Below are 22176 nucleotides of genomic sequence, written 5' to 3' on the forward strand. Positions count from 1 at the left end.
CTTAGCCTTTTAGCATATTTTGGAAAGTTGGCTTATTGGGATTCAAACAATAAGCCACTACAGCAGCCATGATATTCACCATGAAGTTATTTACCGAACGATGACGTGAATGTTCAAGTTGATGTAAATTTTTTAATTGATCATTCACAGTTTCGATCAATCCTCTTCTGCAAAGTAATTGTTTTTCTTCTTCAGTTTGGATGGGTTTATTTTTCATATTCCGACGTGATGGGGTCAATATTTTCAGTCCTCTTGCTGCTAAAGCTTCGGCTTTTGCTTTGCTCAAATAGCCTTTGTCTCCGAGTAGGATTCCTTTTAATTCTTGAGTTAAAGATTCTAATATAGCAACATCATGAACATTTCCCGATGTCAGTTTGAGATTAATAATTTCACCTAAATTATTGATAACGATATGTAATTTAAAACCATAAAACCAACCCGTACTACTTTTTCCACGGCTGGCCAAGCCTTTAAATACACGATGCCTTTTAATCCGAAGATTATGGCAAACTACCAATTTAGTGGAGTCAATGATACTGATTCCCGTATCTTTTCCTTTCACCTGGTGGAAGAAACTACTCAGAGCTTGCAAACAACGGGGCATGATTTCAATAAATCGGTTGTAGCTAAGCAGTTTAGGAAAAGCAGATTTCCAGAATGGAACGATCATTTGGCAATAAAAATATTTGAAGAATCTAAAACCGGATTGATGAAATAAAATGACAATGGTCATTGCTTCAGACAAGCTCAAGGCTGACTTTTTCAGTTTGGATTTTTGATCAGAAATTAAAGCTTTTTCTAAAGATTCATTAAATGTTTTGCAGAAATCGTCCAAAATACAAAATAATTCGGTAATATGATCCATTGAAAAGCCTTGTTTTATAAAATTTTGTATTGAGAACCAATATGTTATAAATTCAGGGCTTTTTTTCTACTCTTTTTTATATCGAACTCAGGTTAAAGTATTTTAAGGTGTTGGTATTGGAAAAATATATTGCAGCAAACAATCGCCCATCTTTAAACACAATCGCTGATGAAGCATCTAAACAGCTTCCAGACCGACCTTCATAACACAGAGCCTCATCTGTTTTCAGTAAATAGGGCGCTGAGTAATTGTCGAAATTCGATTGAAATTTTAGATAATCGTGCTTTAACAATGTTTGAAGTTCTGTTTAGATTTTTGGATTCATAACAATTTGAGGAATTGATGAAATATCTGAATATTGAATGAGGTCTAGTTCTTGAGCATGAGTAAAAACGGAGATTGAAAAAAGTAGAAAAAGATAATATTGATTCTTCATATCAAATTTATTATTTTGATTTCCATATTGACTTACTTATGGATTGTTCATTTTATATGGACACTTATGGAGTATCGATAAGGGTGAAACCCTTTTGAACTGATTTCATAACATTTCTCCAATGTTTTAAAAATTTTTTATCGCTTTTTAGAGCTTTTATGAGTCTGTCTTATGTGGAAAAAAACCAACAGCCCTCGAACACATTCTGATTTTAGTGTGAATGTAATTCTTTACAAGCTTTTTTTATTGTTATTTTTCAACATGTAATTTAACGTAAAAAAGTGACATTTATGGTCACTTTTTTAAAGAAAAAATTCAGACTTTTCTGTTCTAATTCAAAATTATAGGTTGATTTGACAACTCGTTCATCATATCAGGTTTTTTATCATTGTAAAACAAATTCAATACTTTACCTATTTCTGCTACACCATTAACTACAGCAGAACGATACTGCTTATTTTTAAGCTCAGCAATAATTTGATCGCAGATTTGCTGCCAAACCTTTGTAGACGTCTTTAAATTGATCCCCCGATCCACCACAATTTCTACAGTTTGCTCACATAAGTTCAAATACAGCAAAACGCCACTATTAAACTCGGTATCCCATACACCCAACTCAGCAAAAAGTTGTTGTGCTCTTAAACGTGTATTTTGATAATACGCCTGATGACTTGGAATATGCCCTTCGATCACCACCTGAATTTCACCAACATGACCATCTTCCGACTGTTGTACAGCTTGAGCAATCACAACCTGATCTTGTTTAGAAAAATACCGTTTAGATGCAGGCATATAAAAAAAGTGCTTGAGCCAACGTCTAAAACTCGGTTCAACTGATTCTTGCAACTTAGGTTGCGTCACAATTTCTGTTGTATCGTTCTTTGTTACCATGAACCTGATGCTCCCCCTCCACCAAAACCACCTCCGCCACCGCTGTAGCCTCCGCCCCCACCGAAGCCTCCACCACGTCCACCACCAGAAGCGAACATTTGGAACAGCAACTGCGCGATTGAAGTGATCAATAAAAAGAACACACCAAAACCAAGCACTAAACTCATCACGATGCCTGAGCCATAAATCATACCTGCCGCAGCAGCAGTTACTCCTGCCACAGATGCACTCAAACGATTCCCCACAATAAACGATGCAAATACACCAATAATCAAAATAATCATCGTGGTAGTGAGTGTTCGATCTTTGGCTTCCTGTGCTTTTATCGCTTGATCTTGACGATCCTTGAGTTCATCCGCAGCTTTGGCGGCTGTCTCTGGATCCATATCCAAGATACGCTCAATTTCATCAACACCAGCTTGGATGCCTTGACCAAATTGGTTTTGTTTAAATGCTGGTGTGATTTGATTACGGATAATACGATTGACCATAATATCTGGAAGCACACCTTCCAAACCGTATCCTGTAGCGATATGCAATTTATGATCATTCACCGCCACTGCAATCAATAAACCATTGTCTTGTTTTGCTGAACCCAATTTCCATTGTTCCGCCACACGCATAGCAAAATCAAAAATGCCTTCATTACCTGTTGTCGGAACAATAATCACACCAATTTGTGCCTTGCCCTGACGGTAAATATCTTGAATTTGTTGTTCGAGATTTTGCTTTTCCGCGGGAGTTAAAACATTTGCTTGGTCAATAACTGGTTGATTTAAGCTTGGAATATCACGAGATAACTGCCCTTCTGCCATATCATTGGCAACAGCGATTGAATTTTGAGTCGCATCAGTCGGTGCTTGTGATTGAGTTTTCGGTGCAGTATTTGTTGCTTGTTGCCCATTGATCGCCGATGCATTTGTACCAATCACATTTGGAACATTCGCATTAGGCACAATTTTACCTAAAACTACTGCTTCCTGTGCCTCTTGTTCATCCGTTGCTGTTGCCGTTTCAGCCCATACGGTTGATTGAACAGACAGCATCAACCCAAACAGTATAAAGATACCTATACTGATTTTTTTAATTCGTGATGCTTGTAACCATTCAATCATCAAACCACCTCTATTCACACAATGCCTTCATTAACCAGATCAATACCCCTCTCGATTCACGTCAAATAAGATGGTGAGTGAGGTATTTTGAAATTAGTTAAAATTCACTGTTGGCGCTTTAGAAGCACCTGCTTCTGCACTAAAGTTTGGTTTGGTTTTCATACCAATCACTTTAGCAGTCATTGCTTGAGGGAATTGACGTACGTAAGTGTTGTAATCTTGAACAGTGGTCACATAACGAGTACGTGCAGTACTGATGCGGTTTTCCGTACCTTCTAGTTGCACTTGTAAGTCACGAAATTGCTCATTGGCTTTTAGATCTGGATAATTTTCAGTCACTGCCAATAAACGTGATAATGCACCTGTCATTTGCGATTGCGCTTCTTGGTATTTTTTGAATAATTCAGGATCGTTCAACACTTCTTTATCGACTTTCAAGCCTGCAACATTGGCACGCGCTTGAGTGACTTCAGTCAGTACTTTTTCTTCGTGTGTTGCATAACCTTTCACCACATTCACAAGGTTTGGAACCAAATCTGCACGACGTTGGTATTGGTTTTCAACTTCTGACCAAGCTGCAGTTACTGATTCATCTTTAGCCTGCAAGGTATTATAGCCACAACCTGAAAATGCCAAAGTACTTGCCAATGTAAGTGCCAATAAGCCTTTTTTCATTGCATTCATCATATTTCCCTCAAAGATATTTCGTTGTATTTGTTCATATATATTTGCATTCTAAACACAATTTGCACAAGTTTTGTGTATTTTTGCTATTCTTTAATCAAAATATTTCTTTTAAATGTTGCCATAATTGAAATACAAATGCTTTGAATTGAAACCACTTAGAATGTAGGAAATAGTCTTTACGCTTTTCCAATAATTGTGGATTGCTATAACTTAAGTCTTTAGCCCGATCATAAAGAATATCAACGGTATAATTATCTGTATTGTATTTTGTAAGTTCGATATTTGCCATATTAAAAACAATCTGCGCGCTGATTGGATCATGCTTGACAAACCTTAGCCGCTGATCCATTTGTATCTCACTGTCTAGCAATATTTTGTCCAAATCATAATGCTTATTTTCAAATACAATTTCTTGCACTTTTGCCTTAGGTACAGTTGAAGTACCAAAATCTAAACCTAATACATCATGGGTTTGAATCCATTTTGAATCTTTCTTCTGCTGGATCTGTGCATCCAATATTTTTAAATGAATCCACTCACTGCCTTGGTGAATATTGGCATCACGTTGCATACCTTGCGCAATCCAATATTTCGCTTTTTCTAAATCACCTGAAAGTTCGTAGGCTGTACCTAAATTTGCCGCAGTCTTGGCTAAATTGGGATATTGTTTTTCAAGTTGTTTAAATATTTTTATCGCATCGTTATAGCGATGGGCAAAAATGAGCAATACACCATAATCATTTAATTCTTCAACTGTTTTTATTTTAGCTTTAGTTTTCTCAAGCTTTTCTTCTGCATATTCTTGAGTCATAGCACCTGCCCCCATATCAAAGGCATAACTATTAATACATGCAACGGCTGAGTTTGAAACCGCATAAGCTAGGCTTAAAAATAAGATATTTTTTATTGTCATCATTTTGATTCATTATTATTCAATGTATTCATTATATATTTCAGCCACAAAAAAGCCACCCTAAGGTGGCTCTCATCAAAATGATGGTTTATTCATCATCTTTTTTGTCTTCTGAAGGAGGTAAGTCCTTCACAGCTTCTGCAATCAAACCAAACATATAGTTTCCGTATGCATTGGTTTTGTCATAATGGAAGCGCAGACGTGGCGTTACACGTGTTTTAATGCGACGACCCAGTTCATGACGCAAGAAACCAGATGCTTTATTCAATACATCTAAAGTTTCTTTGTTCGCAGCTTCACTTTGTTCATCACCCAGTTCACGCCCCATTACAGTCACGTAAACTTCTGCATAACCTAAGTCTGGGCTTACTTTTACCGCAGAGATGGTCACGAGACCACCTAAGCGTGGATCTTTCAGCTCCTGACGAATCAGTTCAGAGAGCTCTCTCTGAACTGTATCTGCCATACGCTTAAGACGTTGACTACCCGCCATTAAAGACTCCGTTTGATCAACTGAACATCATACACTTCGATCTTATCTTGTGCTTTGATGTCTTTATAGCCTTTAACCGCAAGACCACACTCCATGCCCGCACGAACTTCTTCAACCACTTCTTTATAGCGACGAAGAGATTCAAGCTCACCTTGGAATACCACCACATCATCACGAAGTACACGAATTGGTTTGTTACGATGCAACATACCTTCAAGTACCATACAACCTGCAGCAGCACCAAATTTACTTGAGTGGAACACTTCACGTACTTCAGCAACACCCAGAATCGTTTCACGATGTTCAGGAGCCAACTTACCGCTCATTGCATCTTTTACGTCATCAATCAATTGATAGATTACGCTGTAGTAACGAATATCGATGTCGTCTGCATCTGCTTTTTGACGTGCAGTATTGTCCGCACGTACATTAAAGCCGAGCAAGAACGCTTCTGAAGATTCAGCAAGAATCACATCAGACTCAGTGATCGCACCGACACCTGAACTGATCACACGAACTTTAACTTCGTCAGTAGATAATTCAGAAAGTGCAACGATCAATGCTTCGAGAGTACCACGTACATCTGTTTTCAAGACCACATTGACAATCGGCACATCTTTTTTGCCCATTGAAGCCATCAAGTTTTCAAGACGCATTGCAGATTGACGCTCAAGACGACGTTGACGTTCACGATCTAGACGAGCTTCAGCAACTTCACGTGCTTTCTTCTCATCATCAACCACAAGAACTTCATCACCCGCCATAGGCGCTTCTGGAAGACCCAAGATTTCAACTGGAATCGAAGGACCTGCAGATTTGATACGTTGACCATTTTCATCTGTCATCGCACGAACACGACCATAAGATGCGCCAGCAAGTACCAAGTCACCTACATTCAATGTACCGTTTTGTACAAGAATAGATGTTACCGCACCACGACCTTTATCTACACGTGCTTCAATAACAACACCTTGCGCAGCACCTTCTTCAGATGCTTTCAATTCTAACAATTCAGCTTGAATTGAAATTAAGTCAAGTAAGTCATCGATACCGGCACCAGTATGTGCTGAAACCATTGCAACTGGAACATCACCACCCCATTGTTCAGGGACGATTTCTTTCGTTGTCAATTCGTTCAATACGCGATCTGGATCAGCAGATTCTTTATCCATCTTGTTGATTGCAACAATGATTGGTGTACCTGCAGCACGTGCATGGTCAATTGCTTCCGCAGTTTGTGGCATTACACCATCATCCGCAGCCACAACAAGCACCACGATATCAGTCGCTTTCGCACCACGTGAACGCATTGCAGTAAATGCAGCATGTCCTGGTGTATCTAAGAAAGTAATAATGCCTTTCTCAGTTTTAACGTGATAAGCACCAATATGCTGAGTGATACCGCCCGCTTCGCCTTGTGCCACTTTCGCACGACGAATACGGTCAAGAAGCGAAGTTTTACCATGGTCAACGTGACCCATAATGGTAACGACTGGAGGACGAGTAGTTTGAACACCACGCGCTTCTTCAGCTGCTTCAAGTAAGTTATCTTCCGCTTGTGTATCAGAAACGAGAACTGGATTGTGTCCCATTTCTTCTACGATCAATGCTGCAATTTCTTGGTCAATCGCTTGGTTTTGTGTAACCAATTCACCCATTTTCATGAGTGATTTAATCACTTCGCGAACTTTAACTGCCATTTTCGCAGCTAAGTCAGCAACCACAATCGTTGTACCAATTTCAACATCATAAACTTGTTTTTTAACTGGTTTTTCAAAGCCATGCTTGTTTGCTTGACTTGTTTTCAAACCGCGTTTGTGTGGGTTATGGCTGAAAGATTGCTCTTCTTGACCACGACGTCCACCTTTCTTTTGACCACGTGGATTATTCGTGTTTGTACCACGCTTAATCTCACGGTCTTCTTTCGCAAATGAGTCTTCATAAGCCTGACCGACAAGACCAGCAGCCAAAGGAGAGTCATCCACAACACGAATTGTTGGTGCATTATCATCAGCCGAGTACTTCGACGCCATTTGACGCATTTGCTCAAGTGTACGTTGTTGTGCTTCTTCTGCTGACTTTTTACGTGCTGCTTCTTCCGTCGCTTTCAATTGCGCTGCTTGAGCTTCACGTGCACGTTTTTGCTCAGGCGTTTCAATTGTTTTCACTGTTGCTTTAGTAATTGGTTTGTTCGTAGATTTACGTTTAACCACAACCGCAGCTTTCGGTGTTTCTTTTGCAGCGGTTTGCTGTTTTGCAGCAGCGCGCATTTTTTCCAAATTCGCTTTTGCTGAACTCTCAGTTTTTTCAACTTCTTGAACAGCAGTTTCTTCCTGTGCTTTTGGAGCCACTTTTTCCTGTGCATCAGCCTGAGCCTTCGCTAAAGCTTCAGCTTTAATTTGTTCAGGATCCGGCTTGGTAAAAGTATGTTTCTTACGCACTTCAACATTAATCGTTTTAGATTTACCTGAAGTACTAGCAACTTTTGCAGTGCTGGTCGTTTTACGCTTTAACGTAATTTGTCCTGATTGTCCTGCATCTTGCGTTGACTTATCCGTCATTTATGCACTCCTAGTTAAACCATGATTCACGTGCTTTCATAATCAATTGACCTGCTTTTTCAGCACCTAAACCATCGATATCTGAAATATCGTCAGTTGCTTGGTCAGCCAAGTCATCGATTGTTACAACACCACGAGCAGCTAAAGCATGCGCAATTTCAGAAGTCATACCTTCCATCTCAAGAAGCTCTGGACTTGGATCCTGAATATCTTCTTGTTGTTTCAATGCATCTGCCAAAGCGGCTTCTTTTGCACGACTTTGTAGCAATTCAACTGTATCCGCATCCAATTCGATTTCATCGAAAGTTTCTGCAGGTACATAAGCAATCTCTTCAAGAGAAGTGAAGCCCATTTCTACTAAAGCCATTGCAAGATCTTCTTCAATATCAAGACGCGTTACAAACATGTCTAAATATTGTTGAGCTTCATTTTGTTGACGAGCACGATACTCATCTTCAAGCATCATATTGAGTTTATAGCCAGTTAGCTCTGAAGCTAAACGAACGTTTTGTCCTTGAGAACCAATCGCACGCGCGAGTTGATCACTGGTCGCAAAAATAATATCTGCAGTACGCTCTTCTTCATCGATCACAATACCCGATACATCTGCTGGCTCTAAAGCACTAGCGATATATTGAGCAGGATCATCAGACCATACAACCACATCTATACGTTCACCATTCAACTCAGATTGTACTGCTTGGATACGTGTACCACGCATACCAATACAAGCACCTACTGGGTCAATACGATGGTCATTGGTTTTCACAGCAATTTTTGCACGAACGCCTGGTTGACGTGCTGCTGCTTTAATTTCAATGATTTCTTCAGAAATTTCTGGAATTTCTTTTTTCATCAATGCGATTAACATTTCAGGTTTAGCACGAGACAATAATAATTGCGCGCCACGACCTTCACGGTTCACATTGAAAAGAATTGCGTTCATACGTTGTTTAGGGCGAAGAATTTCCTTAGGAATCATTTCTTCACGCGCTAAATATGCTTCTGCATTGTCACCTAAGTCGATAATAAAGCCATCTTTGGTTTGTTTTTTCACTTCACCGTAGATCAACTCACCCACTTTAGATTCATAAGCATCTGCAACCAACGCACGTTCAGCTTCACGAATTTTTTGTACAATCACTTGTTTCGCGATTTGAGCAGCAATACGACCGAAATCGATTGATGGTACTTCTAATTCACGAATATCACCGATTGACCACTGCGCAGGATCTACATCAGAAATAGCATCTTGGCACGCAGGCATTTCATGATCTTCGTCAGCAACCACTTCCCATTGACGGAAAGTACTATAGTCACCAGTTTTACGATCAATCTCCACACGTAGACGCGCTTCTTCCGAATTCGTTCCTTCGTAGAATTTCTTTTTAGTCGCTGCAACTAAAGCTTGTTCAAGCGCTTCAAAAATTGCTTCGCGACTTACACCTTTCTCATTACTAACCGTTTCAACGACGGTGAGAATCTCGCGTGCCATAGGTCACCTATTTGTTCAGATTTCTATTTCTGGATTAATCTTGATAGATCAGATTCGCTTTATCAATATTGTTTGCATCAATTTCAAGTATTTGTTGTTTTTCAACTTCAACTTGAATGAATTCATTTTCTAAATCAACAGCAACCAATTTCGCTTGAAACTTACGACGATTTTCCACCGCTGCGATTAAACGCAAAGCAACTTGTTGACCAATATAAGCTTGTAGCTGTGCCAATTGGAAAAATGGACGATCCCAACCTGGTGATGATACTTCTAAGGCATATTCACCTGAAATTGGATCATGAACATCCAAAATCGCACCCACTTGCTGTGTTACACGTACACAATCTTGTACACCGATACCACGACCCAACTCTACCTCACCCTCTTCATTTAGAACAGGTTCAGCATTTTCAGAAACTTCTTTATCGATATAAATACGCAATAAAGAACGTTTACCTTGAGGGATAAATTCAATTCCCCAAAGGTCAACATCACAAGCTTGCACTGCAGGAGTGATTAGATCTTGAAGTGCCTGAGTTTTATTTGATAGCTTCATTTACTCTCGTCAATTTGTGCGATTCAATCGCTCATCGGACTAACCAATTTTTTGGACTAACCAAACTTTACTATAGTGAAGCATGTCTTTTTGACCAATTGATGTACACACCACACGATAGCCAATAAAAAAGGGCGTAATCGCCCCTATTATCGTACAGTAAACCGTAGCTCACTATACAAAAAGACCCACCTATCTGTGAGCCCTTTTAGAAACTTGGTAGCGGGAGCTGGATTTGAACCAACGACCTTCGGGTTATGAGCCCGACGAGCTACCAGACTGCTCCATCCCGCATCAGCGTTGCAATATTATACTCAAAAACGATTCAAATTTCAATCAATATGTTTCATTTCTAAGCTTAGTTAAGTTGCATCTTAACTAAAATGGTAGCGGGAGCTGGATTTGAACCAACGACCTTCGGGTTATGAGCCCGACGAGCTACCAGACTGCTCCATCCCGCAACAAACTGCAAATATACGAGTAAAATTTTTCAATTTTACCTTTAATTAAGTTGCATCTTAATTAAATTGGTAGCGGGAGCTGGATTTGAACCAACGACCTTCGGGTTATGAGCCCGACGAGCTACCAGACTGCTCCATCCCGCAACAACGTATTCACTGCAAACACCAACAAAAATTTCTGGATTCTTTGTTGGTGCGGAAGGGGGGACTTGAACCCCCACGCCCGAAAGCACTACCACCTCAAGGTAGCGTGTCTACCAATTCCACCACCACCGCAGCTGTGACGCATTCTAGTAGCTTACACGCCAAATTGAAAGGTTTAATTTCAAAAAAAGAGTTATTTCGGTGCGGTTGGCGAAGTTTCACCCGTATTTGACGATGCAGGTACAGAACCTTGCGATGTTGTTTGCACAGTTTTTAAACCATAAGCATCGGAAGTTTGCTTTTTCGCAAACACAGCAAGCGTGATACTGGTAACAAAGAACAATGCCGTTAAAATCGCAGTTAAACGTGTTAAAAAACTCGCTGAACCTGATGCACCAAATACAGTTGCTGCACCGCCGCCACCAAATGAAGCGCCAGCATCTGCACCTTTACCATGTTGAACCAAAATAAGCCCAATCATCAGAACAGCCAATATAATATGTACTACCAGCACAAAAGTATGCATGCTGAACTCCTATTCTTTTATTTTCGCAAATGCGCGAGCAATTTCAAAAAATGACGCTGCATTGAGTGATGCACCACCAACCAGTGCACCATTAATATCTGGACAAGCTGCCAACTCTACTGCATTTTCAGGTTTAACACTACCACCATACAAAATGGCAATATTCTTCCCTTCAGCTGTAATTTGAGCCAAACCTTGACGAATTTGAGCATGCATCGCTTGTGCATCTTCAGGAGAAGCTGTCTTACCTGTGCCGATTGCCCAAATTGGTTCATAAGCAACTACAATATTGCGCCACTGATCTGCTTTTACAACTGTCGCTAGGTCACAAATTTGTTGTAGCACAACTTGCTCAGCTTGCCCTGCTTCACGCTGCTCCAAGCTTTCACCGACACAGTAAATGACGGTTAAACTAGCATTCAGTGCATTTAGAACTTTGGCTTTCACATGTTCAACATCATCACCAAAAATTTCACGGCGCTCAGAATGACCAATCAACACATAATCAATTTGACTGTCTTTAAGTAGCTCCGCGCTGACTTCACCTGTAAATGCGCCTGTACCTGCCATACGAGAAAGGTCTTGAGCGACAACTTTAACAGGTGACAGTGCATCAACCAATGACTGTTGAACGGACAATAAAGCAATAGAAATCGGTGCAACACCAATATGACATTGTTGTTCTGTAATCGGTGTTTGTTTTAAATACTGTTTTAAATCTTGAATGAGCTGTTGCGAATTCGCTTGCATTGGGTTCATTTTCCAATTGCCGACAACCCAAGGAGTAATAGTCGAATCCGACATACATCTAACCTTTTATCGAAAATGAGCACATTCTACACGGATTTTATAGAAACTTTGAATTTTTTATTTGGTAAAAAAATCAAATATAATTTCCTTGTTTCAAAAGAACTCTCTGAAACCCAACACATACTGCTATTGAATCGACCTCAATATAGATTTGGTCGTTGAAGATTGTTTAATAAAATAGTATACGTATAATCTAAAAAATAAGTTTTAAATAATTCATATATATTCACAAATTTGGGGTGAACTAATGGCGGATGATGAACTAAAGTCAAAATATCCAACCTATTTGGATCGTTTAGTAACGAATGGATTTCTGACAAATGAACAGATTCATCGAATGTTTTATGAAATAAATAAAAACAACAAACTCATAGTTCAATACTTAGTAGAAGCTTTTGATATAAAACCATTAATCATTGCAGAGGCTATTTCTGCTGAATATGAAGAACCTCTACTTGATCTTAGCACATTTAATCTTTCGCTAATTCCAAAAGGCGCAATCGATGAAAAATTAATCACAAAACATAAAGTTATACCTTTAAGTGTTAAAGACCACTCATTATTTATTGCAGTAGCCGACCCCACTCTCACACATGATCTAGATACCATTCGATTTAATAGCAAGAAAAAACTTGAGATTATTATCGTTGAACATGACAAACTAGAACGAGCTCTCGAAGAGATTTACGGCACAAATGCTCAGCTTGAATTTCTTAATAATCTTCACAATAATGATGATAGCGAAAACACTGAAGACATATTAAAAGAGCTCAACTTTGATATAAATGCTGATCATGAAAAAGACGATACTATCGTTGTTAAATATTTAAATAAAATACTTTATGATGCTATAAAAATGGGGGCATCTGATCTTCACTTTGAACCATATGCCAAGATTTACCGTATTAGATACCGTATTGATGGTGTGTTACATTCAATCTCGTTTCCTCCTTTAGTTCTTGCACCTAGACTTACCGTCCGACTAAAAATCATGTCGAAGATGGATATATCTGAACGTCGCTCACCACAAGATGGTCGTATCAAGTTACCAGTTTCACAGTTTAAATCCATAGATTTTCGTGTTAGCTCATTACCAACTTTATATGGTGAAAAACTAGTTTTACGTATCTTAGATGCATCAAGTGCTACATTAGGTATCGACGCGCTAGGTTACGAGGAAGACCAAAAAGCACTTTTTTTAGAAGCTCTAAACAAACCACAAGGTATGTTATTAATTACTGGACCAACAGGTTCAGGGAAAACCGTTTCGCTTTATACTGGCTTAAATATTTTGAACACCGAAAGTTCGAATATTTCAACTGCCGAAGATCCTGTCGAAATTAATCTTGAAGGTATCAATCAAGTTAACGTCAACCCAAAAGTAGGATTAACATTTTCAGCCGCCTTGAAATCTTTTTTACGTCAAGATCCTGATATCATCATGGTCGGGGAGATTCGAGACCTTGAAACGGCTGAAATTGCGATTAAAGCTGCACAAACAGGTCATATGGTGATGTCTACACTACATACCAATAGTGCACCTGAAACATTAACGAGATTGCATAATATGGGTGTGGCATCATTTAATCTTGCTACATCTATCAACTTGGTAATCGCTCAGCGCCTTGCCAGACGACTATGCAATAAGTGTAAAAAACCGATTCAAATTCCACGAAATAGCTTAATTGAGTTGGGATTTACAGAACAAGATTTATCTAGTTCAAAATTTACTGTTTATCAACCAGTAGGTTGTCCAGAATGCAGAGAAGGCTATAAAGGCCGTGTAGGTATTTATGAAGTAATGAAAGTCACGCCTGAAATTTCGAAGATTATTATGGAAGATGGTAATGCGCTTGAAATCGCAGCAGCATCTGAAAAATCGGGGTTTAATAATTTAAGACGCTCAGGCTTAATTAAAGTGATGAATGGTTTAACTTCTTTACAAGAAGTCAATCGTGTTACAAGTGAATAGCATATAACTCTAAAATAATTAAGGATGAAACCATGGCAATTAATAATGCTCAAGTGATGCCAACTTTTACTTATGAAGGAGTTGATCGTAAAGGGGGAAAAATTAAAGGGGAGTTATCAGCAAGGAACTTAGCTCTTGCGAAAGTAACCTTGCGAAAGCAGGGCATCAGCATTAAAACTATCCGTCAAAAGCGTAAAAATATTCTAGAGGGATTATTTAAGAAAAAAATATCCACTTTAGATATTACTATTTTTACCCGACAATTAGCGACAATGATGAAAGCTGGTGTTCCGTTAATTTTAAGCTTTGAAATTGTTGCTGAAGGCTTAGAAAATCCAACCATGAGAGATTTAGTTCTCAATTTAAAAAAAGAAGTAGAGGGCGGAAGTACTTTTGCAGATGCTTTACAAAAATACCCACAACATTTCGACCCATTATTTTGCTCTTTAGTCGAGTCTGGTGAAATCTCTGGTGCATTAGAGACAATGCTAGATCGTGTTGCGATCTATAAAGAAAAATCAGAACTTCTTAAGCAAAAAATTAAAAAAGCCATGAAATACCCAATGGCAGTTATTTGCGTTGCAATCATCGTCACCATTATTCTAATGGTTAAAGTTGTTCCTGTGTTCCAAGACTTATTTAGCTCATTTGGTGCTGATCTACCGGCTTTCACCCAAATGGTCGTAAATATGTCGAAATGGATGCAATCTTACTGGTTCCTTATGATTATTGGGATAGGATTAGTCATTACTCTTTTTCTAGAGTCCAAGAAACGTAGTAAAAAATTTCGCAATACACTAGATAAATTGGCTTTAAAACTGCCAATTTTTGGTGATTTAATTTACAAATCCATTATTGCTCGTTATAGCCGTACTTTAGCGACTACTTTCGCTGCTGGTGTACCTTTAATTGATGCACTTAAGTCAACAGCTGGTGCAACCAATAATGTAATTTACGAAGATGCTGTAATGAAAATTCGGGAAGATGTAGCTACTGGTCAACAACTTAATTTTGCAATGAAGACATCCAACTTATTTCCTTCAATGGCAGTTCAAATGGTTGCCATTGGCGAAGAATCAGGTGCATTGGATACCATGCTAGATAAAGTTGCAACACACTTTGAAAATGAAGTGGATAATGCTGTTGATGGCTTAACTTCGATGATGGAACCACTCATCATGGCTATACTTGGTGTACTTGTTGGTGGTCTCGTAATTGCAATGTATCTTCCAATCTTCCAAATGGGTTCAGTAGTTTAATGCAAGAACTTCTCGATTATTTGATTCAAACACCAACGGCACTTTATTTGACTGTTGGTGTGTTTAGTTTGTGCATTGGTAGTTTTTTAAATGTTGTCATTTACAGAACACCCAAAATGATGGAACAAGAGTGGCATACTGACTGTCAACTTCTGCTTCATCCAGAGCAGCCTATCATTGATGAAGAAAAACTCAGTTTAAGCAAACCAGCTTCAACATGCCCAAAATGCAAAACCTCAATTCGTTGGTATCAAAATATACCTGTTATTAGTTGGTTAGCATTAAAAGGAAAATGTGGTACTTGCCAAAACCCAATCAGCATTCGTTATCCTTTTATTGAGTTACTGACTGCTATATGCTCTTTAATTGTCGTTGCTGTTTTTGGACCAACTTTACAAATGGTTTTCGGGGTCTTTTTAACATGGGTGCTGATTACCCTCACCTTTATTGATTTTGATACCCAACTGCTCCCAGATCGCTTCACTCTGACACTTGGTGCGATTGGCTTAGGCATTAACAGTTTTAACATATACACCACTGCAACATCAGCAATCTGGGGCTATATTATTGGTTTTCTATGCTTATGGATTGTCTACTACCTCTTTAAAGTTGTGACTGGCAAAGAAGGCATGGGCTATGGTGATTTTAAATTACTTGCAGCATTGGGTGCATGGATGGGACCATTACTCCTCCCATTAATTATTCTATTGTCATCAGTTGTAGGCGCGATTATTGGAATTATTCTCCTCAAAATACGCAAGGAAAATATTCCTTTCGCATTTGGTCCTTATATCGCGATAGCAGGTTGGATTGCTTTCTTATGGGGCGATCAAATCATGAAGATTTATTTAGGACAATAATTTTAAAGTACTTTAAATTATAAAATCAGGAATCAACCATGTCATTTATCTTGGGTTTAACAGGTGGAATTGGTAGCGGCAAATCTGCTGCGAGTCAATGGTTCGAGACCCAAGGAATTACTGTTGTTGATGCTGATATTGTGGCGCGAGAGATTGTCGAAAAAGGTCAGCCTGCACTACAACAGATTCAGCAAACTTTTGGTGATTGGGTACTCCTTGAAAATGGTGAACTTGATCGTCGTGCTTTACGTGAATATATTTTCAAAGAACCTGAAGCACGCCATCAACTCGAACAAATCACCCACCCTGCGATCCGCACCTCGATCATTCAACAGCTTCAAGCAGCGACGAGCCCTTATGTAATTCTTGTCTCACCTTTATTGTTTGAAACCAATCAACATCAACTCACACAACATACACTACTGATTGATGCAAGTGAGGATTTACAAATTCTGCGTGCTTCTCAGCGTGATGGACAATCTATTGAACAAATTCAAAAAATTATTGCAGCGCAAATGCCAAGAGAGAAAAAACAAGAGTTGGCTAATGACATTGTGTTAAATGATGGACATATCGATCATTTACACACAAAGCTCGCCCCCTTACACCAACAATATTTAACTAGATCTAAAAACGAATACAGTCAATAAATAGCAGATGGCTTAATCTTTATTCTGTTGTTCTAAACTGGTTTGTAAACTGTCCTTATGAGCAAACCAGCGCCAAGGTTGCAATGCACCGATTCCCATACCAATCAAACCACAAATAATCGCAAGGCTTAACGGTTCATTCAACAATGGTACTGCAATAATGGCTGCAATGAACGGTGCAAGTGTGACAATACTGCCCGTCTTAAACGCGCCCAAACGCTTAATCGCTTCCACATAAGCCAAGGTCGCAATAATCACCACGAACACGCCGTGGAAAAGCGTTTGCATAAGCAAATGTGGCATAGTGGCTTGATCAAGATGCTTTGGTAGAAACAATAAATAAATCGGCACATAAATAATCGCTGACCAAATCGCTACACCTGCCATCGAATGCCATGCAGATAGCTTCCACTGTCGCAACAAGACGGTGAATATTCCCCACCAAATCGCACTACAGAAGAATAGAAAATCACCAAAGCCAAAAGCAACGCCCGTTTCCTCATACATTAGGAAACTCATGGCTGAAATCGCAGTCATCATAATGACCAAGCTGATCCACGTATGCTTATCGAAAGGCTGTTTATATAAAATAAATCCTGCCAAAGCGGTACATAAAGGAATACAACCATTCAGGAAAATAGCTGCATGTGCTGCGGGGACAAAGTGAAAAGCACTATATGAAGTTAGGCAATAAGCAACCCCACCAATCATAGCAAGAATAAAAGGTTCTTTTTTTAATAAAAATGCCGTGTCTTTTTTATAAAGCAGAATTGGCATTAAAATACAAAATGCCAGAGAAAAACGTAAAGCTGTAATGTCCCAAGGGCTGATATGCCAAATTGCATTCAACCTTGATGTAATGGTAAACCCGCCCCAAATGCACATGGTAATTGCTACATATAAATAGCCTTGGGTACGGGAGGTCATCATGATCTTTCTCTAATTTACAGCGGACTGATAATTAAATTGACACTAAAAATAGTGAATTAGCTTGTTTGTCGTTGACGGCATGCTTCATACAACGCCATCCCTGTTGCCACACTGACATTTAAACTTTGTAGGTTTCCAGACATTGGAATAAAGACCGTTTGATCACAATGCGACTGAGTGATTGGACGTAAGCCTGTGTCTTCAGCCCCCATCACCACACAGACTGCTGTACCTGTAAAATCAAATTTTTGAATCGGTAATGCTTTCTCATCCAACATCGTGCCAACAACACGGACATTGTAGTTTTCTTTGATTTGACCCAATGTACGTGCCAAGTTAGTCACTTGAATAAACTTCACTTTTTCAGCACCACCTGCCGCAACTTTACGTGCAGTCGGTGTTAAAGTCGCAGAACGATCACGTGGTACGATCACCGCTTCCACACCCATTGCCGCAGCAGTTCGGATACAAGCACCGAGATTGTGTGGATCAGTAATATGATCCAAAGCCAATAATAAAGGTTGATTTGAAGACTCAAGTAATTGATCTAGGTCTTTTTCATTCAGCACAGGATGTGGACGTACTGCAGCCACGACACCTTGATGGAAAGGTTGCCCTGCCAGTTTTTCCAAACTTTCACGGCTGGCTTTTTGCACACTGATTCCAAATGGTTCAGCCAGTTGTAAAATCTTTTGCAAACGCTGATCATCACGTCCTTTCAAGGTAAATAAGGTCAAAACACGCTCAGGTTCTAACTCCAATAATGACTCCACAGAATGAACGCCATAATAATATTCGGACTTCGCCATGAACGACCTCATTAACAACACGATAATAGAAATATAGAAATGAAAAATCCTGCAAAGCCAACTTTACAGGATTTTATTTGATGATCTAGTCTAACCGATTTAGCTTAAAAATTCTTTGCTTATTTTCCAAACTCGTAAAGACAATCCAATCTACACTTTGAAAAATGGAGCTTTAGATTAACCTTCTAAATGGCATACATAATCTAAAACATCATCTGTTTCGATTTTAAAACGGCTATTGCCTGGTACATAGAATGACTGACCTGCACGGAACAATTCACTTTCTTCACTGTCTGCAATTTTAACGCGACATTCACCAGAAATGATTTCCATACGTTCAGGCACATGCGTTTCAAAAGTTAAAGCTTCTTCTGATGGAAGAATCACGCCTAAAGTTTTTTTCGTTCCGTCTTCAAATTGAACAGTGTGACTAATACATAAACCGCCAAAATATACATTCGATTTTTTTACTACGGATACATGATCGTACTGAGTTGACATGCGTATTCTCCAGATAATGCGCATTTATAAAAATTATGTTTTGAGTAGTTTAATGTTGCCTCACCAACTAATCAATCTATGTTTCATTCATTGTTTTCAAATAAGTCTACTTGTATTTTCCAATTTTGCTTTTCGATCTGTCGTGCATATGACCTTGGTACATCCAATATAATCTGCTGATCTTTTGTGACATCTGCAATATATCGACACACTTGTTGTTCATTCTCATCTAGCAAGGTCCAAAAAACCTGTTTCTGATTTGGAAATTTTACGCCTAATTTCAAATTTCCAGAACCTTCATTCATCCCAATATGAAACTGGCTTAAGTCTTCAAAACCAGTATATTGTTCATGTTTTGGAAATGGCATAGCATCCACTTCAAAACTTTGGCTGTCATGAATCAAGACACTTTGCTTGATCGTAGACCAAATCGCATAGCGTAAAAAATGCTGATCTATAACACGTGTATTGGAAAAGCGCCCAGTAACAATAAAATCACGAATCAACTGTTCAATATTCTCAAACATGCCATAACAGCCGCCCCACATCCCTGCAAGAATTAGCTCAGTATGTGAATATGAATCATGCATGGTATGAAACCATTTATCACTCTTCAACCACGCATCTACAGCGGCTTTTTCACGATACGATACCAGTGAATCAGCATCACGAATCAAAAAGCGCTTAACGGTCGGATCATCCATCACAAAAAAGCGCCAAAACAGCCCAGACAATTGATTTTGAGCTTGTGTCACTTCAACAACTTCTGCACCTTTCTCTCTGAGTCGCTGTTTGACCAGATCCGTTACCGTGTCATTGACATAAAAACGGTACGTCCACTCAGGATAAATCTCTTTAACCAAATCCACATTAATAATGGAAGTTTCACAATAACGTGCCAAATTTCCAAACAATGAAAATGCAATGATATTTTCTTTTGGCTGATGTGGATTAAATGCTTCAGGCGGTGTTTGGATGTGTTTCAGGATTGGCTCATTGCTCACCATATTTTTTTTAGTTTCTAAAGCCAATCGCCCATATTGGACAAGCTCATCTTTTTTATTTAAAAAATGGCATACTTCTGCTAAACCATCATAAATATTGGGGTCAACTTTAGCACCACTATATTTAATTGCTTTTTTATAATGATCATATGCTAAATCAAATTTGTGCAATCTTAATTCTGTATATGCTAAATCCATCAAAATACTTGGATGTTGCGGCAAAATTTGATGTGCTGGAAGAATCTTTTGGTATGCTTCTTCAAAGTTGTTTCGCGCTAGTGCTGATCTAAATGCTTTAGAGGCAAGATCTAATTTTTTATTTAACTCTGCCGTACTCATTTGTTTGTGCATATTATTTGGAGGCTTAGGCAAAGGTAGTTTCATTTTCATATTAAAATTATTTAGAATGTATAAAATACCTCATATTAGAATATTTTCTGACTTGTGACAAAAACAAAACTTGACTATCTTAGAACCTAATCGTTCGCAGCTTGGATGCGTTTATGCTGACACACTTAAATCTAATCAATTTTGCTTTAGCCGATAACCTTGCCATCGATATTAATCAGGGCTTCAATGTACTCACAGGCGAAACAGGTGCAGGTAAATCATTATTATTAGATGCGTTGTCTGCCTGCTTAGGAGAACGTACTGACACGAACTATGTCCGTTATGGCTCAGAAAAAGCGGATATTACCGCTGTATTTAGTTACCAAGAACATAGTCCAGAAGCTGAATGGTTAAAAACCCATGAGTTAGATGACGAATCTGGTGAAATCCATTTAAGACGAGTTATATTTGCTACAGGTCGCAGTAAGGCATGGATTAATGGTCGCCCAAGCAGTCTGTCTGAATTAAAAGAAGTTGGACGTTTATTGGTTCAACTTTATAGCCAACACAGTCAACAACAACTTTTAGAACCACCTTATCCAAAGCATTGGATTGATCGCTATAGTAATTTTTACCAACCTGCCCAAGATGTTCGCAATGCTTATAGTACATGGCAAAAAAATATTCGTACCCATCAAGCCGCGATTGATGCTCAAGCCAATCGCTTACAGCGCATAGGCACCTTAGAACTACAAATCGAAGAACTCGAAGAACTTGTACAGATCGACTATAAAGAAATAGAACAAGAGTTTGACCGCCTCAGTCACCATGAACACATCATGCAAGACTGTAGTTATAGCATCAATGTACTTGATGAATCTGAGCAGAATATTGGCCAAGAAATCTCTTCGATTATTCGTCGTTTAGAATCACATGCAGGACGTAGTGAGCAACTGTCTGAGATTTATAATTCTCTGATCAATGCGCAAAGTGAAATTGATGATGCGACTGCAAATTTACGTCAATTTATTGACCGTCAAAGTTTTGATCCTGAACGCATGGATGAGTTGAATACTCAACTTGAAGTTTTTCATCGTTTAGCCCGAAAATACCGTATTCAACCTGACGAGTTAAAACAACAGTATGAAACTTGGCAAGCTGAACTTTCACAGCTTCATCAACTTGAAGATCCTGAAGCTTTAGCTGAACAAGTTGAACAATCGCATCAAGCCTTTATCGAGAAAGCACAATACCTTGATCAAATTCGTCGTGATGCCGCTGAACCATTAGCCAAACAATTAACGGAACAAGTCAAACAATTGGCACTGCCTGAAGCACATTTTGAATTTAAGTTTGAACCTTTAGAGCAAGTATCTGCCGAAGGACTTAGTTTTATTCAGCTATTATTCACAGCCAATAAAGGCATCCCACCACAACCTTTGGCACGTGTTGCATCAGGTGGTGAATTGTCACGTATTGCCCTCGTCATGCAAGTGATGAATGCTGAAAAAACCGATGCTGAAGTGTTGGTATTTGATGAAATCGATGTCGGGATCAGTGGTGGGACCGCTGAAATTGTCGGTCGACTCTTGGGTAGTTTGGGGCAACATGTACAGATCTTATGTATTACCCATCAAGCCCAAGTTGCAGCACAATCCGATCAGCATTTACTGGTGAAAAAATTACAAACTGATCCTGCAAGCAGTACCATTGTTGAACTTGAAGAAGATCAACGTATTTTTGAATTGGCACGAATGACGGGTGGTATTGAAATTAGTGAAACGACTTTGCAACATGCCAAACAGTTACGACAACTTAAGTTTCAACATGCTTAATAAGTCCTTATTTGCTTAAACTTGAAAATTCTTTTAGCGCAATTCATCAAAAATAGAGGCAAAAAAACCA

The 22176-nt window shown here is 39.0% G+C and carries 19 protein-coding genes, 4 tRNA genes and 2 pseudogenes; 5 read left to right on the top strand and 20 right to left on the bottom strand.

What is annotated here, in order from left to right:
* Position 1: 1 nt before the first annotated feature.
* The 16 genes and pseudogenes from EXE10_RS02460 to tpiA form a co-directional block, all read right to left on the bottom strand.
* Entirely contained in the window at positions 2-865 is an 864-nt protein-coding gene (locus tag EXE10_RS02460) for an IS982 family transposase (protein ID WP_130112252.1), read from the bottom strand.
* 91 nt (positions 866-956) lie between these two features.
* A pseudogene (locus tag EXE10_RS21855) lies at positions 957-1301 on the bottom strand (hypothetical protein); the annotation flags it as partial.
* Between the two features lie 330 nt (positions 1302-1631).
* Entirely contained in the window at positions 1632-2192 is a 561-nt protein-coding gene (locus EXE10_RS02470; protein ID WP_130112253.1) for a TPM domain-containing protein, read from the bottom strand.
* Entirely contained in the window at positions 2186-3307 is a 1122-nt protein-coding gene (locus tag EXE10_RS02475; RefSeq protein WP_130112254.1) for a TPM domain-containing protein, read from the bottom strand. The genes EXE10_RS02470 and EXE10_RS02475 overlap by 7 nt, the downstream gene beginning before the upstream one ends.
* 93 nt (positions 3308-3400) lie before the next feature.
* Entirely contained in the window at positions 3401-3991 is a 591-nt protein-coding gene (locus EXE10_RS02480; protein WP_068973923.1) for a LemA family protein, read from the bottom strand.
* Between the two features lie 97 nt (positions 3992-4088).
* The gene (locus EXE10_RS02485; RefSeq protein WP_130112255.1) at positions 4089-4910 is read right to left on the bottom strand and encodes a tetratricopeptide repeat protein; all 822 of its coding nucleotides are present in this window, start codon (positions 4908-4910) and stop codon (positions 4089-4091) included.
* Positions 4911-4995: 85 nt separating this feature from the next.
* Positions 4996-5400, bottom strand: a complete 405-nt coding sequence (locus EXE10_RS02490; protein WP_068973838.1) for a ribosome-binding factor A — start codon at positions 5398-5400, stop codon at positions 4996-4998.
* A pseudogene (gene infB / locus EXE10_RS02495) lies at positions 5400-7928 on the bottom strand (translation initiation factor IF-2); the annotation flags it as partial. The pseudogene infB and the gene EXE10_RS02490, both read right to left, overlap by 1 nt.
* Before the next feature lie 43 nt (positions 7929-7971).
* On the bottom strand, positions 7972-9456 hold the full coding sequence (nusA, locus tag EXE10_RS02500; RefSeq protein ID WP_068973839.1) for a transcription termination factor NusA: 1485 nt from the start codon (positions 9454-9456) through the stop codon (positions 7972-7974).
* Between the two features lie 34 nt (positions 9457-9490).
* Positions 9491-10015, bottom strand: a complete 525-nt coding sequence (rimP, locus tag EXE10_RS02505; protein ID WP_087552284.1) for a ribosome maturation factor RimP — start codon at positions 10013-10015, stop codon at positions 9491-9493.
* A 217-nt stretch (positions 10016-10232) separates the two neighbouring features.
* Positions 10233-10309 (bottom strand) — tRNA-Met (locus tag EXE10_RS02510).
* Positions 10310-10399: 90 nt separating this feature from the next.
* A tRNA-Met gene (locus EXE10_RS02515) sits at positions 10400-10476 on the bottom strand.
* A 67-nt stretch (positions 10477-10543) separates the two neighbouring features.
* A tRNA-Met gene (locus EXE10_RS02520) sits at positions 10544-10620 on the bottom strand.
* A 47-nt stretch (positions 10621-10667) separates the two neighbouring features.
* A tRNA-Leu gene (locus tag EXE10_RS02525) sits at positions 10668-10752 on the bottom strand.
* 61 nt (positions 10753-10813) lie between these two features.
* The gene (secG, locus tag EXE10_RS02530) at positions 10814-11146 is read right to left on the bottom strand and encodes a preprotein translocase subunit SecG (protein WP_087552283.1); all 333 of its coding nucleotides are present in this window, start codon (positions 11144-11146) and stop codon (positions 10814-10816) included.
* A gap of 9 nt (positions 11147-11155) precedes the next feature.
* Complete coding sequence (tpiA, locus tag EXE10_RS02535) at positions 11156-11950, bottom strand: triose-phosphate isomerase (protein WP_087552282.1); 795 nt, start codon at positions 11948-11950, stop codon at positions 11156-11158.
* Between the two features lie 253 nt (positions 11951-12203).
* On the opposite strand from tpiA, the gene pilB reads away from it, so the two are divergent.
* From pilB to coaE, 4 genes are read left to right on the top strand one after another with little or no spacing between them, the layout of a single operon-like run.
* Positions 12204-13928 (top strand): type IV-A pilus assembly ATPase PilB, encoded by a 1725-nt coding sequence (pilB, locus tag EXE10_RS02540; RefSeq protein ID WP_087552281.1) that lies wholly within the window; start codon positions 12204-12206, stop codon positions 13926-13928.
* Positions 13929-13960: 32 nt separating this feature from the next.
* Entirely contained in the window at positions 13961-15187 is a 1227-nt protein-coding gene (locus EXE10_RS02545) for a type II secretion system F family protein (protein ID WP_087552280.1), read from the top strand.
* A complete protein-coding gene (locus EXE10_RS02550) occupies positions 15187-16047 on the top strand; it encodes a prepilin peptidase (protein WP_087552279.1) in 861 nt (286 codons plus the stop codon). Before EXE10_RS02545 ends, EXE10_RS02550 begins: the two co-directional genes overlap by 1 nt.
* A gap of 38 nt (positions 16048-16085) precedes the next feature.
* Positions 16086-16697 carry a dephospho-CoA kinase gene (coaE, locus tag EXE10_RS02555; RefSeq protein ID WP_087552278.1) on the top strand — a complete coding sequence of 204 codons (612 nt, stop codon included), beginning with the start codon at positions 16086-16088 and terminating at the stop codon, positions 16695-16697.
* Between the two features lie 12 nt (positions 16698-16709).
* On the opposite strand, the gene EXE10_RS02560 is transcribed toward coaE, so the two are convergent.
* The 4 genes from EXE10_RS02560 to EXE10_RS02575 form a co-directional block, all read right to left on the bottom strand.
* The gene (locus EXE10_RS02560; protein ID WP_087552277.1) at positions 16710-17627 is read right to left on the bottom strand and encodes a DMT family transporter; all 918 of its coding nucleotides are present in this window, start codon (positions 17625-17627) and stop codon (positions 16710-16712) included.
* Between the two features lie 56 nt (positions 17628-17683).
* Positions 17684-18436: a 23S rRNA (guanosine(2251)-2'-O)-methyltransferase RlmB gene (gene rlmB, locus EXE10_RS02565; RefSeq protein WP_068973848.1), complete on the bottom strand. Its 753-nt coding sequence runs from the start codon at positions 18434-18436 to the stop codon at positions 17684-17686.
* 177 nt (positions 18437-18613) lie between these two features.
* Positions 18614-18937 (bottom strand): pyrimidine/purine nucleoside phosphorylase, encoded by a 324-nt coding sequence (locus EXE10_RS02570; RefSeq protein ID WP_068973849.1) that lies wholly within the window; start codon positions 18935-18937, stop codon positions 18614-18616.
* 83 nt (positions 18938-19020) lie between these two features.
* Positions 19021-20331, bottom strand: a complete 1311-nt coding sequence (locus tag EXE10_RS02575) for a tetratricopeptide repeat protein (RefSeq protein ID WP_130112256.1) — start codon at positions 20329-20331, stop codon at positions 19021-19023.
* Between the two features lie 113 nt (positions 20332-20444).
* Between EXE10_RS02575 and recN the strand changes: the two genes are divergently transcribed.
* Positions 20445-22106, top strand: coding sequence for a DNA repair protein RecN (gene recN, locus EXE10_RS02580; RefSeq protein ID WP_130112257.1), 1662 nt, complete (start codon positions 20445-20447; stop codon positions 22104-22106).
* The last annotated feature ends 70 nt before the right edge of the window (positions 22107-22176 follow it).

Origin of the sequence: Acinetobacter sp. WCHAc060033 (assembly GCF_004209125.1) — a bacterium.
Classification (GTDB): Bacteria; Pseudomonadota; Gammaproteobacteria; order Pseudomonadales; family Moraxellaceae; genus Acinetobacter; species Acinetobacter wuhouensis.